The 13,475-nt window shown below is 46.3% G+C and carries 14 protein-coding genes; 4 read left to right on the forward strand and 10 right to left on the reverse strand.

The genetic code is table 11. The features are described 5' to 3' along the window. Positions 1–119 precede the first annotated feature (119 nt). Positions 120–572, reverse strand: coding sequence for a MarR family winged helix-turn-helix transcriptional regulator (locus AC5W2J_RS12235; protein WP_496059741.1), 453 nt, complete (start codon positions 570–572; stop codon positions 120–122). A gap of 24 nt (positions 573–596) precedes the next feature. Then, on the reverse strand, positions 597–1,442 hold the full coding sequence (coaW, locus tag AC5W2J_RS12240; protein ID WP_496059742.1) for a type II pantothenate kinase: 846 nt from the start codon (positions 1,440–1,442) through the stop codon (positions 597–599). Positions 1,443–1,637: 195 nt separating this feature from the next. On the opposite strand from coaW, the gene cls reads away from it, so the two are divergent. Continuing rightward, positions 1,638–3,101: a cardiolipin synthase gene (gene cls, locus AC5W2J_RS12245; RefSeq protein WP_496059743.1), complete on the forward strand. Its 1,464-nt coding sequence runs from the start codon at positions 1,638–1,640 to the stop codon at positions 3,099–3,101. Between the two features lie 73 nt (positions 3,102–3,174). Here cls and AC5W2J_RS12250 read toward each other — a convergent pair whose 3' ends face one another. After that, positions 3,175–4,317, reverse strand: a complete 1,143-nt coding sequence (locus AC5W2J_RS12250) for a glycerate kinase (RefSeq protein WP_496059744.1) — start codon at positions 4,315–4,317, stop codon at positions 3,175–3,177. A 132-nt stretch (positions 4,318–4,449) separates the two neighbouring features. After that, positions 4,450–4,923, reverse strand: a complete 474-nt coding sequence (locus AC5W2J_RS12255) for a hypothetical protein (protein WP_496059745.1) — start codon at positions 4,921–4,923, stop codon at positions 4,450–4,452. A gap of 200 nt (positions 4,924–5,123) precedes the next feature. On the opposite strand from AC5W2J_RS12255, the gene AC5W2J_RS12260 reads away from it, so the two are divergent. The 3 genes from AC5W2J_RS12260 to AC5W2J_RS12270 are packed head-to-tail and all read left to right on the forward strand — an operon-like array spanning position 5,124 to position 8,106. Beyond that, positions 5,124–5,867, forward strand: a complete 744-nt coding sequence (locus AC5W2J_RS12260; protein ID WP_496059746.1) for a metal ABC transporter ATP-binding protein — start codon at positions 5,124–5,126, stop codon at positions 5,865–5,867. Positions 5,868–5,884: 17 nt separating this feature from the next. Continuing rightward, the gene (locus tag AC5W2J_RS12265) at positions 5,885–7,198 is read left to right on the forward strand and encodes a metal ABC transporter permease (protein ID WP_496059747.1); all 1,314 of its coding nucleotides are present in this window, start codon (positions 5,885–5,887) and stop codon (positions 7,196–7,198) included. Between the two features lie 20 nt (positions 7,199–7,218). Next, complete coding sequence (locus AC5W2J_RS12270) at positions 7,219–8,106, forward strand: metal ABC transporter permease (RefSeq protein WP_496059748.1); 888 nt, start codon at positions 7,219–7,221, stop codon at positions 8,104–8,106. Between the two features lie 55 nt (positions 8,107–8,161). Here AC5W2J_RS12270 and AC5W2J_RS12275 read toward each other — a convergent pair whose 3' ends face one another. The 6 genes from AC5W2J_RS12275 to AC5W2J_RS12300 form a co-directional block, all read right to left on the reverse strand. Further along, positions 8,162–8,614 (reverse strand): GtrA family protein, encoded by a 453-nt coding sequence (locus tag AC5W2J_RS12275; protein ID WP_496059749.1) that lies wholly within the window; start codon positions 8,612–8,614, stop codon positions 8,162–8,164. Positions 8,615–8,653: 39 nt separating this feature from the next. Next, complete coding sequence (locus tag AC5W2J_RS12280; RefSeq protein WP_496059750.1) at positions 8,654–9,802, reverse strand: glycosyltransferase family 4 protein; 1,149 nt, start codon at positions 9,800–9,802, stop codon at positions 8,654–8,656. Positions 9,803–9,823: 21 nt separating this feature from the next. Beyond that, positions 9,824–10,972 (reverse strand): NAD-dependent epimerase/dehydratase family protein, encoded by a 1,149-nt coding sequence (locus tag AC5W2J_RS12285; protein WP_496059751.1) that lies wholly within the window; start codon positions 10,970–10,972, stop codon positions 9,824–9,826. 318 nt (positions 10,973–11,290) lie between these two features. After that, a complete protein-coding gene (locus AC5W2J_RS12290) occupies positions 11,291–11,635 on the reverse strand; it encodes a YflT domain-containing protein (RefSeq protein ID WP_496059752.1) in 345 nt (114 codons plus the stop codon). A 58-nt stretch (positions 11,636–11,693) separates the two neighbouring features. Next, positions 11,694–12,710 carry a ThiF family adenylyltransferase gene (locus tag AC5W2J_RS12295; protein ID WP_496059753.1) on the reverse strand — a complete coding sequence of 339 codons (1,017 nt, stop codon included), beginning with the start codon at positions 12,708–12,710 and terminating at the stop codon, positions 11,694–11,696. Next, positions 12,707–13,474 (reverse strand): thiazole synthase, encoded by a 768-nt coding sequence (locus AC5W2J_RS12300; protein ID WP_496059754.1) that lies wholly within the window; start codon positions 13,472–13,474, stop codon positions 12,707–12,709. Before AC5W2J_RS12300 ends, AC5W2J_RS12295 begins: the two co-directional genes overlap by 4 nt. Between the last annotated feature and the right edge of the window lies 1 nt (position 13,475).

Here is a 13,475-nt window from a genome sequence, read left to right on the forward strand (position 1 = left end):
GAGAGTCAATTAATCTTCCTCCACTTCACAAATAATTCATCTGATTGATTCTTTCACGCAAAAAGAGCAGCGTATGCTGCTCAGAATGTTTAACATGGACGGCTTTTCTGGAGGCCGTTTTATTCTTTGGTTTCGTTTTCTTTTATCATTGTATCCAGCTTCTTTAATGTCTGGTCGATTTGTTCAATTTCTTCTTTCTTTAATCGACTGATATAATCCTGAATAATTGACTCTTCAAAAAGCCGGAATTCTTCCTTCAGTTTTTCTCCCTGAGGTCCAAGCTTAATAATCATTTCCCGGCGGTTTTCTTCATTAACAAGCCGGATTAGAAGTTCTTCTTTTTCAAGGCGGTTCAGCGCCTGGCTGACGGCGCTTTTTGAAATATTTAAGTAGTACGCCAGATTTGAAATAGACACATTCTCATCTTGTACCAGTCGCATCATCATCGCTTCCTGCCTTGTGGTCAGCTGCAGATTTTGAAGCAGCGGAAGCTTTGGCTGCAGATTTCTCGAAATGCTTTCAAGTGATTTTATCGTGCTGTGCAGTAGATCTTTGTATTCTTCATATGCCATAGCTGCTCACCCCTGGCTGCTGCGTTATCGCAGTACAGCTTTTTTCAATCCTTTGTTCAACAGAGCCCCAATCGCTCCGCTGAATTCTCCATTTTCCAGAAAATATGCTTTTTTGCCGCGCAGTTCCGTGTACTGAGTCATAATCGACTGCAGCGTATTATGATTGGAGAATGTGGTACCTATATAAATAACAGCATCTGTCCCTATCCGGTCGGCTGCCTGGACGCTCATCGTCGTAATGGTTTCGCCGATCATTCTTACGACGGTCGCGATATAGTCTTCTTTGTTATGGATTCCCTGCTTCATTTCTGCAAGGTCTCCGAAGTTACTTGCTGTTAAGTCCCCGGATATGGGAGGCGGCTCATGGGAATAGATGTCACCGACCGTTACGTTTAATTTCCTGCCGTTCCCCTGCTCCCCAAGAGTGAGAATTCTATCAAACTCATCTTCTCCTGTCAGCAGATAGGACAGGCCGAGCAGCGTGCCTCCACCCATTCCGCTTCCGCCGATCCGCTCATAGGAATCCTGGTCCACCACATGAATCGACGTGCCGGTTCCTACATTCGCTACGATAAAACGAGCCCCTGTTTCATTAATCAAGCCGCTTCTTTCCAACTGCCACTTGACCCCTTCACAGGTCGCTTCAAACTCATTGATTTTCTTTGCCGGAAAAGGCAGTTCCTTCATTAAAGCCCCTGCTTTTCCACCCGTTACCTGAACGTAAGGATCATCAAATGTTTCTTTGAACCATTCGTACAGCTCGTGAAATTTGGATGTTGCAATTTTTTTATATTGCCATTCGTTTCCTTTTGCATACACAATCTTGGAAAGAGTGCCCCCTCCGTCGATTCCTATATACTGATCACTCATGTATCCAGCTTCTCCTCTCCGTACGCCGGCGGTCGTTAAACAACTGCTCTATATCTTTTTCTCGTATACCTCATTATAAGTGGTATATCCTGTTTTTGCATGGTATTATTCTTGATTCGCGGAGATTATCTTTATCTGTCTTTCCTTATCTTATGCTAAAATGTGGAAGGAGATATACGGAGGTGACACAACTGCATGACGATAGGGGAAGTTTTTTCCATCATATTAAGTATTTTGTTTTTATTAAATATCGTATTTGCAGCAATTATTATCTTTCTTGAGCGCCGGGACGCCACCTCGACCTGGGCCTGGGTGATGGTGCTTTTTTTCATTCCATTTCTTGGATTTATTTTATATCTTATTTTCGGCCAGAATTTGACAAGACGCCGGTTATTTGACTGGGAAGAGATAAAGAAAATAGGTATTGAAGATTTAATAAAAGCACAGATTTCCGCTCTTCGCGAGGAACGTTTCCATTTTATTGATCCATCGGTCCGTGAACACCGTGATCTTATTTTTATGCAGCTTGTAAACAACGATTCGGTGCTGACGCAGGAAAATGACGTGGACATCTTTATTGACGGCGGAGAAAAATTCGAAGCACTTATGAAAGACATTGAAAGAGCCGAAGATCATATTCACTTTCAATATTACATCCTTCGTGATGACAAACTCGGTACACGGCTGATTAAAGCATTGACCAAAAAAGCGGAAGAGGGCGTAAAAGTCCGGATTTTATATGACGAAATGGGCTCCAGGTCTATTTCCCAAAAGTCTTTCCGGGAATTCTATGCGGCAGGCGGAGATGTCAGCATCTTTTTCCCCCGCCGGATTCCCTTTATTAACCTCCGGCTCAATTACCGCAATCACCGGAAGATTGTAATTATTGATGGAAAAATCGGCTATACCGGAGGATTCAACGTCGGTGATGAATACCTGGGACTTGATCCCAAGTTTGGCTACTGGCGTGACACCCACCTGCGGATGGTGGGCGATGTCGTGAACGCTCTGCAGACACGCTTTATTCTCGACTGGAATCAGGCAAGCCCGGATAAGCGTGACATTCATTACCAGGAAAAGCTGTTTCCTCCAGCGGATCCGCATGCCGGCAACACGGCGGTACAAATTGTTTCCAGCGGTCCAGATTCTCAATGGGAACAGATTAAAAACGGCTACATTAAAATGATTTTAATGGCTAAAGAATCGGTGTACATTCAAACCCCGTATTTCATTCCGGATCAGAGCCTGATGGACGCTCTTCGGATCGCTGCTTTATCGGGCGTAGATGTACGTATTATGATTCCCAACAAACCGGACCATCCGTTTGTGTACTGGGCGACTTATTCTCATATCGGTACGATTCTTGAAGCAGGTGCTGAAGTGTACATTTACGACAATGGATTTATACATGCCAAAACGATTGTTGTAGATGGCAAAGTCAGCTCGGTCGGTACAGCAAATATTGACAACCGGAGTTTTGCTCTGAATTTTGAAGTAAATGCGTTTATTTATCATCATCCGTTCAGCCAGCGGATGGCCCTGATTTTCGAAGACGATATGAAGCAGTCCACACGTTTTACTCTGGACCATTACAAAGAGCGGTCGCTCTGGATTCGTTTCAAAGAATCTATTGCCCACCTGCTTTCTCCTATTTTATAAACACATTAAAGCCGCCCCTTTGTAGGGGCGGCTTTTTAAGCGCCTGAAAAGAAAACCCCTGTGTCCGGACCGCTTAAATGGACGATTTCCACATAAGAGCGAGGCTTCTTGAGATTTTCTCCGCATATTCGGGACCGTTTTCCAAAGCGTCGCTGAGATCCAGCGGACCCGGTACCATGCTGAAAGCTGCAGTAATTCCATGGTCGTATACGGCTTCGTATCCTTCTCCCAGCTGACCGCAGACAGCAAGCACGACAGCTCTTTCATTAACCGAATGCGCTGCTTTCGCCACACCTACGGGCGTTTTTCCGTATACCGTCTGACTGTCCATCTTGCCTTCTCCCGTCACAATCAAATCCGCACCCTTTACCCGTTCATAAAAATTGGTTTCCTTTAATACAATATCTATTCCCGATTCCAGAGCAGCTCCGAGGCATCCTATCAGTCCGGCTCCCATGCCTCCGGCAGCTCCCGCCCCTTCTTTTTGCGCAATATCTACACCGAGATCCCGTTTCATCACATCTGCAAAAGTACCAAGGGCGTCATCCAGCTCTGTTACCATTTCCGGGGTCGCTCCTTTTTGAGGACCGTATACGGCGCTGGCTCCGTTTTCTCCGATCAACGGGTTTTTCACATCGCAGGCAGCGGCAATTTCTACGTGGCGCAGCCGTTCGTCCAATTCAGATAGATCAATCGAATGCAGGTCAGCCAGTGCAGCGCCTCCCGCCCCAACAGCTTTTCCTTCACTATTTAAAAGCCGGCCGCCAAGCGCCTGAATCATCCCGGCGCCTCCATCATTTGTAGCGCTTCCGCCAATGCCGATGATGATTTTCTGTACGCCTTTTCCGAGCGCATCCTGAATCAGTTCCCCGGTTCCGTAAGAGCTTGCGGTCAGTGGATTTCTTTCCTGCTTGTCCACCAGGCCAATGCCGGATGCTTCCGCCATTTCCAATACAGCCGTCCTGCCGTCTTTTGACACGGCATATTCCGCTGTTACTTTCTGCTGGTTCGGAGACGTAACCTCTACTTGATGCATGGATGCTTCCAGCGCTTCCGCCAGAGAAGTCGTCGTACCTTCTCCTCCATCTGCCATCGGTATCACATCAATAATGGCTTCTTCTCCAAATATATCTTTCCAGCCTTTTTTCATGCTTTCTGCAGCTTCTAGTGCTGTCATGCTTTCTTTAAACGAATCGGGTGCGATGACTATTTTCATATGTAATGCCTCCTAAGTTGGCCAGTTTCCATACTGCGGACTTCTTTCTTATTGTAACCGGCAACAATCCCGCCGTCATTAGCTTTGTATACAAAAAACCAATCATGCTCCGGTTCACATGATTGGCTGTTTTTATACTTTGTACAGTTCTGCTTTATGCCGCTTGAGCACTTCTTCAAATAAATATTTCTTCTCCGGCAGCGGCAGCATGCAGAATTCCTGCTTCAGCTCTTTATCTTTTCCAAATCCTATGATGGACTGACAGAATCCACAGGTACTGCTTTTGTGAATAACCGGGTTTTCGTTTGGAAACCAATCCTGTTTTTCTTCTATATAATATCCGTGAATGGAATATTTCGTTCCATCTTTGAGTGTAATGTTCATATGAAGCATATCGCCGCTTTTCCAATTGCCATCTTCGGCGTAATCTCTTACGAGCATATCAGTCTGCCATTCTATATCGGAGTCGGTAATCGTTAAAAAAGCGGGTAAATCCTCATCTCTTATTTCTTTCCAGCTGGGTGTTTCCTGGCCAGTTTCCCGTAAATATGCTAAATGTTCCTTATATCGGGACAAGTATAGATGAATTGGCTTTTTTTGACTCATACCCTTCCTCCTTTTAGAATTTCTGTTTTTCTTGATAGGATGCACAGTGTACTTCTTTATTTTCTCACATTATCAACCGCTTCGCCACTATGGACTTCTTTCATTTGACGGGACAGTATTTTTAGTCTATTCTTTCCCTAAGGCAACTTTATGTCTCTAGACAAAATGTTAAACTATTCACTATATAAGGAGGCGTTGTCATGGCTGATGCTGTGCGCGTAGAAAATATAACAGCAGCTTACCGTAAAGATCCTGTGCTTCGAAACGTAAGCTTTACGCTTCCCCAGGGGCATTTGATTGGAATTGTCGGGCCGAACGGCGCCGGTAAATCAACCCTGTTGAAAGCCATTCTTGAATTAATTCCTAAATCAAGCGGCAATGTTGAAATACTAGGCAGCAGCGTGCGCTCCCAAAAGAAAAATATCGGCTACGTGCCCCAGCGCGGCAACGTAGACTGGGACTTTCCCACTAACGCGCTTGATGTTGTGATGATGGGCCGTTACGGACAGATTGGCTGGCTGAAGCGCCCTTCTAAAAAAGATAAGGCATTAGCTGAAGATGCGCTTGAGCGCGTAGGTATGAAAGATTATGCGAACAGGCAGATCAGCCAGCTTTCCGGAGGTCAGCAGCAGCGTGTTTTTCTGGCAAGAGCGCTGATACAGGATGCGCAGGTGTACTTTATGGATGAACCGTTTGCCGGCGTGGATGCCACGACGGAGCGGGCGATTATCGGCCTGTTAAAAGAATTAAAGGAAAAGGGAAAAACCGTTATCGTTGTGCACCATGACCTTCAGACGGTAACCGAATATTTTGACTGGGTCATTTTATTGAACCAGCGTTTAATTGCTTACGGCCCGGTGGATCAGATATTCAGCTCGGAGCTGCTGCAGAAGACATACGGAGGCCGTTTGGCTTTTATTCAGCAGGAAAATCTTAATATATAAGAAAGGAGGCCCGCCTCATGCAGGAATGGCTGCAATTTTTATCCAGCCCTAATCTCCAATGGGTAATGGCCGGCGCGGCCCTGCTTGGGCTTGCGAGCGGCGTTGTCGGAAGCTTTGTTCTTCTCCGGAAAGAAAGCCTCGTAGGCGATGCAATGGCTCACGCAGCACTACCCGGCATTTGTCTCGGCTTCTTAATATTCGGACGGGAAACACTCGCTTTAATGGGAGGAGCTGCCCTTACCGGACTAATGGCTGTGTATGCGATTCGGGCTATACATTCACAAAGTAAAATAAAACAGGATGCGGCCATCGGTATTGTGCTCTCTGTCTTTTTTGGATTTGGCATTGTGCTTTTAACGATGATTACCAATGGCAGCTACAGCCAGAGCAGCGGCCTTGATGAGTTTATTTTCGGCCAGGCGGCTTCTCTTGTCGGCGCAGATGTGCAGATTTTAATTGGAAGTGCTGTGGTGCTGCTGCTTCTTTCTTTTCTATTTTTTAAAGAACTGAAACTTCTTATTTTTGATCCACTCTTTGCCGGTGGTATTGGACTGCCTATCCGTTTTTTGAATGCCCTTCTCAGTTCGATGGTGGTGCTCGTGGTTATTACCGGCATCCAGACAGTGGGTGTGATTCTTATGGTGGCTTTATTAATTACACCAGCCATTACGGCCCGGTACTGGACCGACCGCCTTGGCGTGATGGCCATTCTTTCCGGCCTTATCGGAGGCTTATCGGGAGCACTTGGAGCTTTGTTAAGCTCTTCAATAAGCGGACTTCCGACCGGTCCGGTTATTGTTGTAGCTGCCACCGCCTTCTTTTTGATCTCCTTTCTATTTGCCCCGCAGAGAGGTATTTTATTCCGGATGGTGGAAAATAGAAAACATAACCAGGTGGTATTAAACAACTTTCTTCTCGATACGATGTATGAACAGCTGGAAAACCGCTACGCTGCCGGACAGCACAGCGCCCTGTTTTCCAGGGAGGAGCTTGAGGAACAGACACATCTTCCAAAGGATGGACTCGAAAAAACCATTCAGGCCCTGCAGAAAGAAGGGCTGCTCACCCGGACAGGAGAGCAGTATCTATTGACCGGCACAGGCCTGGCCTGTGCCTATGACTCTTCGCTGCTCCGCCGGCTTCAGGATATTCATATCACTCATGAAGCTGAACTTGGCTCCTGGAACGAGGCCGCAGAAAACGGAAACGGCCGGGCACCGCGGGAATATCTGTTGAACGAGCGCATCCACACTCTGCTTGCCGCGGAGAAAAAAGTTCCGGTTTCACTGGCGATTAAGCAGACATCGATTGAGTACGCCGATCGTACCTAATATAAAAGGAGGAGCACGCTTTGATGTACGAAATATGGATTTTAGCGATCAGCTCGCTTGTTGCTGCTACCTGCGGTATTGTCGGCACCTTTCTTGTGCTGCGCCGGATAGCTATGGTAGCTGATGCGATCAGCCATACGGTCCTGCTGGGTATTGTAGGCGCCTTTCTCGTGTCCCAGACGCTTGAAGGCCCGCTTATGCTTATCGGCGCCGCCGTAGTAGGACTGGCAACGACTTATTTTATTCAAGTGCTTGATAATGCCGGCGTTCCTACGGATGCTGCTATTGGTGTTGTGTTTACCGCTTTATTTTCTGTCGGCGTCATTCTAGTATCTTTGTATGCAAGAGACGTTCATTTGGACGTGGATCATGTCTTGATGGGAGATATCAGCTTTGCTCCATTTCATACGGTAGAATGGAATGGCATTCCGCTCGGGCCGCAGGCATTCTGGGTCATTTTAATTGTATTTATTATCGACCTTGCTTTGCTTCTGCTGCTGTATAAAGAATTTAAAATCACTTCCTTTGATCCTGCGCTTGCTGCGGCTTTAGGCATTCCGGTCACATTGATCCACTATCTTCTTATGACGATGGTGTCGATTACAGCTGTTGCCTCTTTTGATGCGGTCGGTGCTATTCTCGTAGTAGCCCTCTTCATTGTGCCGCCTGCCACTGCTTATCTGCTTACGGAAAAACTAAGCCGGATGATGATCGTGAGTGCTTTAACAGGTGTAGCATCTGCGGTGATCGGTTATTATACGGCAAAGTATTTTAACGTATCGATTGCCGGCTGCATCGCAAGTACCACGGGTGTACTGTTTCTGCTTGCTTTCCTCTTTTCTCCTTCCCACGGTGTGCTTTTACGGGGGAGAAAACGAAAAAAAACAGCGGCCCCCGTCTCTTCCTGAATACAGAAAAAAGCTGCAGCCAATGGCCGCAGCTTTTTCGTTTTATCGAATCGTATTATTTTTCTTTGTACGGATGTGGTTCTTTAAATACAAAATACTTGATCATAAAGAAGCTCGCTGTAAAGGAAAGAAACATTGCTACCCCTTTTGCTAAGTTGTAGCGGAGCCAGCCGGGAACACCAAGAGCCTGAAACAGAGTATTGCCGCCGATAAACACAAGGTTATTCACTCCAAGACTTACCAGCCCCTGCAAAACAAAGGCCATTCTCTGTTTATTGCTGCCTTTTGCAGAATGCCTGAAGGTAATCAGAACGTTCCAGATATAGCTGTTCGCTACAGCCAGGCAGTAGGATATCGTATTATAGGTAGTCAGCATAACCCGTTCATCCGTTGGAAAAAAATAAAGAAGCAGATTGAGTGTGCCAATATCTACAGCGGCATTGGATACGCCAATCGCACTAAACTGTGCGTACTGAAATAGTCCTTTTCTTTTTTTCTTTTTTTCCATAGGTATCCCTCTGTTCAATCTGGATGCAGCTCGTACCTGTTAGGAACCGGAAAGCTCTTCTTTGCTTTCGGCAGGTTCTTTCCCGGAAACAGCCTGTTCATAAATAGCCTCAATTTGTTCAGCTACCTGGTTCCAACTGTAGCTCTGAACATCCTGATGGGCCTGATCGGCCATCTTTTTTCGAAGAAGCTCATCTTCAAAACGAAGAACGGTCTTCGTAAAGTCTCCTTCGACATCAGGTTCATATAAAAGTCCGGTTTTCTCATCTTCCAGCTGTTCTCTCGTCGGCCCGCTCTGGGCAGCCACAAGCGGCAGCCCGGAAGCCATGGCTTCCATAATAACCAGGCCAAGCGTTTCCGTAGTGGAAGGAAACACGAACACATCCGATGTAGCAAACGTCTCTGCAAGCTCTTCTCCATGCATAAACCCGGTGAACACTGTGTTGGTGCCTTTAAAGTGGTTTTCAAGAACCTGGCGGTGCGGCCCATCGCCGACAATGGCCAGAACAAATGTATCCGATTCTTCCAGAACGTGGCGTATTTTTTCAATTTCTTTTTCTGCCGCCAGTCTTCCTACATAAAGGAGCAGTGTCTTTTCCGGTTTGCCGCCTGTGAGGCGACGGCGCATTGATTCGCTGTACTTGTCCGGAGAAAACTGCTCCGTGTCCACCCCGCGCTTCCATACATGCATACGTTCAAACCTGCGGCTCACCAGCTCATCTTTAACCGTCTGAGACGTACATAAATTAATGTCCGCTTGATTATGCATCCTGCGAAAATGCCACCACATCAGCCATTTCAACCTGCCGAGTTTGTAATAATCCATATACTGTGCCAGATTCGTGTGATAGGAAGCTACAAGCGGCAGTTTGAGCTGCCTGGCATATTTAATGCCTGCGTATCCTACAACCGCCGGGTTCACTACATGAACTACGTCCGGATTAAATTCTTTCAGATGTTTTTTTACGACCGGGTGCGGCACGGCAAACTGCTTGGAACGATAAAAAGGAAAGGTAATATGAGAAAGCCCAATCACTTTAGCCCCTTTATATTCGTACACACCAAGGTCCGGCGCGTAAATCCGCACTTCATGACCCTGGTCAAGCAGCCAGGTGATGCAGGCTGTCAGCCGGGTAACAATACCATCTGTGGACGGCAGAAATGTTTCAGTTATTATAGCTATTTTCAACAGGAACACACTCCGTTTTTATTATTTCCAGGTTACGTTTGGAAGAACATTTTCTTTTACCACACGGTCTTTATGCGTCAGCGCAGCGTTAAGGATTTCACGGATAACGTCATCAGTCAGCATGAACGGTTCAAGACCAAGATCAAGAAGATTTGTATTTACCGCACGGTAAAAATGCTCTTCTGCCTCAATTCTAGGGTTGTCGTATTTGCCAACTTCGACGTCAATACCTTCTTCTTTAGCCACACGCTGCACCATTTCCGCTAATTCAGTAATAGAAAATTCTTCTGTAAACTGGTTAAACACGCGGAATTCTCCATTGTCTGCCGGGTTTTCTGCAGCAATTTCAATACAGCGGACGGTATCACGGATATTCAGGAACCCTCTGATCTGCTGTCCTTTGCCGTAAACCGTCAAATCATGACCGATGGCAGACTGGATAATAAAGCGGTTCAAAGCGGTTCCAAATACGCCGTCATAATCAAGACGATTTACAAGCGCAGGATCCATAGCTGTCTCTTCTGTATCCAGACCGTATACAATACCCTGGTTTAAATCGGTTGCACGGATGCCCCATGTTTTGCAGGCAAACATAATGTTATGGCTGTCATGCACTTTTGATAAATGGTAAAAAGAATTGGGCTGCTTTGGAAACGGCAGGACGTCTTTTCTGCCCTTATGCTCAATTTCAATATAGCCTTCTTCAATTTCAATATTAGGGGTACCGTATTCTCCCATGGTTCCAAGCTTAATTAAGTGGCACTCCGGCACGATTTCTTTAATGCCGTAAAGAACGTTGAGCGTTCCTACTACATTGTTTGTCTGAGTAAACACAGCATGTTCGCGGTCAATCATGGAATAAGGTGCAGAACGCTGCTCTGCAAAATGAACAAAAGCGTCCGGCTGCTCCTGCTTTAACACCTCACGAAGAAAATCATAATGATTTAAGTCTCCTTCGTATGTACGGATTTCTTTTCCTGTAAGTTCTTTCCACTTTGCTACTCTTTCTTCGAGCGTGGCAAGAGGGGTAATGGAATTCGAGTGCAGCTCTTCGTCCCATTTTCTTCTCATTAGATTATCTACAATTGATACATCGTGTCCTTTTTTGGAAAGATAAAGGGCTGTCGGCCATCCGCAGAATCCGTCGCCGCCTGCAATAATAATTTTCACTGTATTTCTACCTCCAGGTCATATGTTCCGTCCTATCCGTACGGAACCATCTCGTTTTGTCTTTTTTTACTCTTTCTATTTAAAAACCACATAGTGTACCTCTTTATACCCTTTTTTTTACGAAACTATACGTATAAAAAGTGCACAGACTGTCCATAGTATACTATACAACATTTGCTTTAAAGCCGCTATTTTATTTGCTGTTTATTTATGTAACTTATAGTTTTATGCGGGGTTATACCATTCTTTTACATACTGCTGTCCTATATTTCCCAGAAAAAAGGGATGCCTCTAAAAAAGGCACCCCGTTCTTTTTGGTTATAGGCTTAAATTAGCCGGCGCATCTTTTACAACGAGAATAATTTTTCCGTCGTCAAGCTTGTCCTCTAATTCTTCCGCTTTTGCTTCTGTATAGCCAAGCTCCTGGAATTTCGCGCGAAGCTCGTCTCCCTGTTTACGGAATACGTTTTTGATGTTTTCGCCGATGCCCTGTTCCTTAGCACCTGCTGTATTGGCATCTGCTTCATCTGCCAGTCGGTTTGTTCTTTCTTTATCATGAGTAATAATGTAAATATTATCCTCATTAACCCCTTGTGTTTTTAGTCTGTCGACTGCTGTTACAGCCTCATCGTCGTTTAAATACTCTTTATAAAATGGTTCCATAGTTTATCTCTCCCTTCTAGAAAAGTGTTCCCTGAAATAGAAATTTTAAAACTTTCTTTTACCCACCGACGATCTGATGATATATTTTCCGTGCTTTTACCTTATCGGATTCCCCGTGAATAATGGCACGTCCATCTGCAAACAGGACGATTCTTTTTTCTTCCCACTCCAGTACAAGCAGGTGGGGATTGGATTTCCGGACAATACTTTCATGCTGCTCTTTCAGGTGCTCTAATGACGCTTTCACTGCCTTAGCCGGCCGGACCTGCACCGCATCCCGGCCGCAGAGAGTTTCCAGGGAGGACTTGGCTTCCCATTGCAGATAAGGATAAGAGGCTTCTTGTCCGCAGGAAGCACAGTCCGGCTTTTTTAATTTATCCAGGTTCATCGTCCGGTGTTGATTTTCCCAAACATCAAAAGACAGAAGGGTACGCCGCAGATCCTTTTCATTTCCACTCAGTAATTTCAACGCTTCCACTGCCTGGTGGCTGCTGACCATCTGAACGGCCGGGGCAATGATGCCTGCCGTGTCACACGTCTCTCCATCCATCGGAATGTCTTCCATCAGACAGTGCAGGCAGGGCGTATCGCCGGGTATAATCGTGTACGTGAGACCATAGCTTCCTACACAGGCGCCGTAAATAAAAGGAATATCATGCCTACAGGCAAAGTCGTTGACCATCATGCGTGTTTCAAAATTATCAAGAGCATCGATAATAACGTCTGCAGGAAGAAACGACTCCAACAGAGCGGGATCTACTTCCCCTATTACAGCTCTCACATCCGTTTGCCTGTTAATGTCACGCAGCCGTGCTTCCGCTGCAGCGGCTTTCGGCGTTGACCTGTCTGCATCCCGTTCGGTGTAGAGCTGCTGGCGGTTTAAATTGCTGTGTTCCACATAGTCCCGGTCCACAATCGAAACCGCTCCGACCCCCGCTCTGACCAGGGTTTCTGCCATACTGCTTCCTAAAGCGCCCGCCCCAATAATAACGGCGTGCTTTTCCCCAAAGGCCTGCTGCCCTTTTTTTCCAATCGGAGCGAACAGCTCCTGGCGGGAATAACGGCCGCTTGTCACAGCTGGCTCATTCCTTCGGACGGACTGCTGGCCTGAGCATAAAACTTCTTCTCTGTCCGACCGGCTTCATGGCCAAGCCTTCCTGCCTGAACCGCCAGTTTCATTGCTTCTGCCATCTTCACCGGATAATCGGCACCGGCCACTGCTGTATTTAAGAGCACCCCATCCGCTCCAAGCTCCATTGCATAAGAGGCATCTTTTGGACTGCCGATACCCGCATCTACAATAACCGGCACAACAGCCTGTTCAATAATGTGGGCCAGGTTGTAGGGATTTACGATACCCAGTCCTGTGCCGATAGGTGAAGCTCCGGGCATTATAGCGTGAATGCCAAGTTCCTGCAGTTTCCTTGCCAGTACTACGTCATCCGACGTATACGTTAACACGGTAAAGCCTTCATTTAGAAGCTGTTCAGAAGCTTTCAGCGTCTCCACCGGGTCCGGCAGCAGGGTTTTATCACAGCCGATCACTTCTACTTTAATCATGTCACACATCCCGGCTGCATCAGCCATTCTTGCAATACGTACGGCTTCTTCAGCCGTTTTGGCTCCGGCCGTATTCGGGAGCAGTCTGTACCCGTTGAGATCCATATCTTCGAAAGGATCCGGCTGGGTGCTGTCAAATATATTCATCCGCCTTACGGCAAACGTCAGCACCTCCGTCTCTGAAGCTGCCACCGCCTGCTTTTGTACTTCTGCGGTTTTGTATTTACCTGTTCCCAAAAACAATCGTGATTCAAAAGAAAACTCTCCAATAGTTAACATC

The organism is Sinobaca sp. SA16-1 (genome assembly GCF_059510515.1).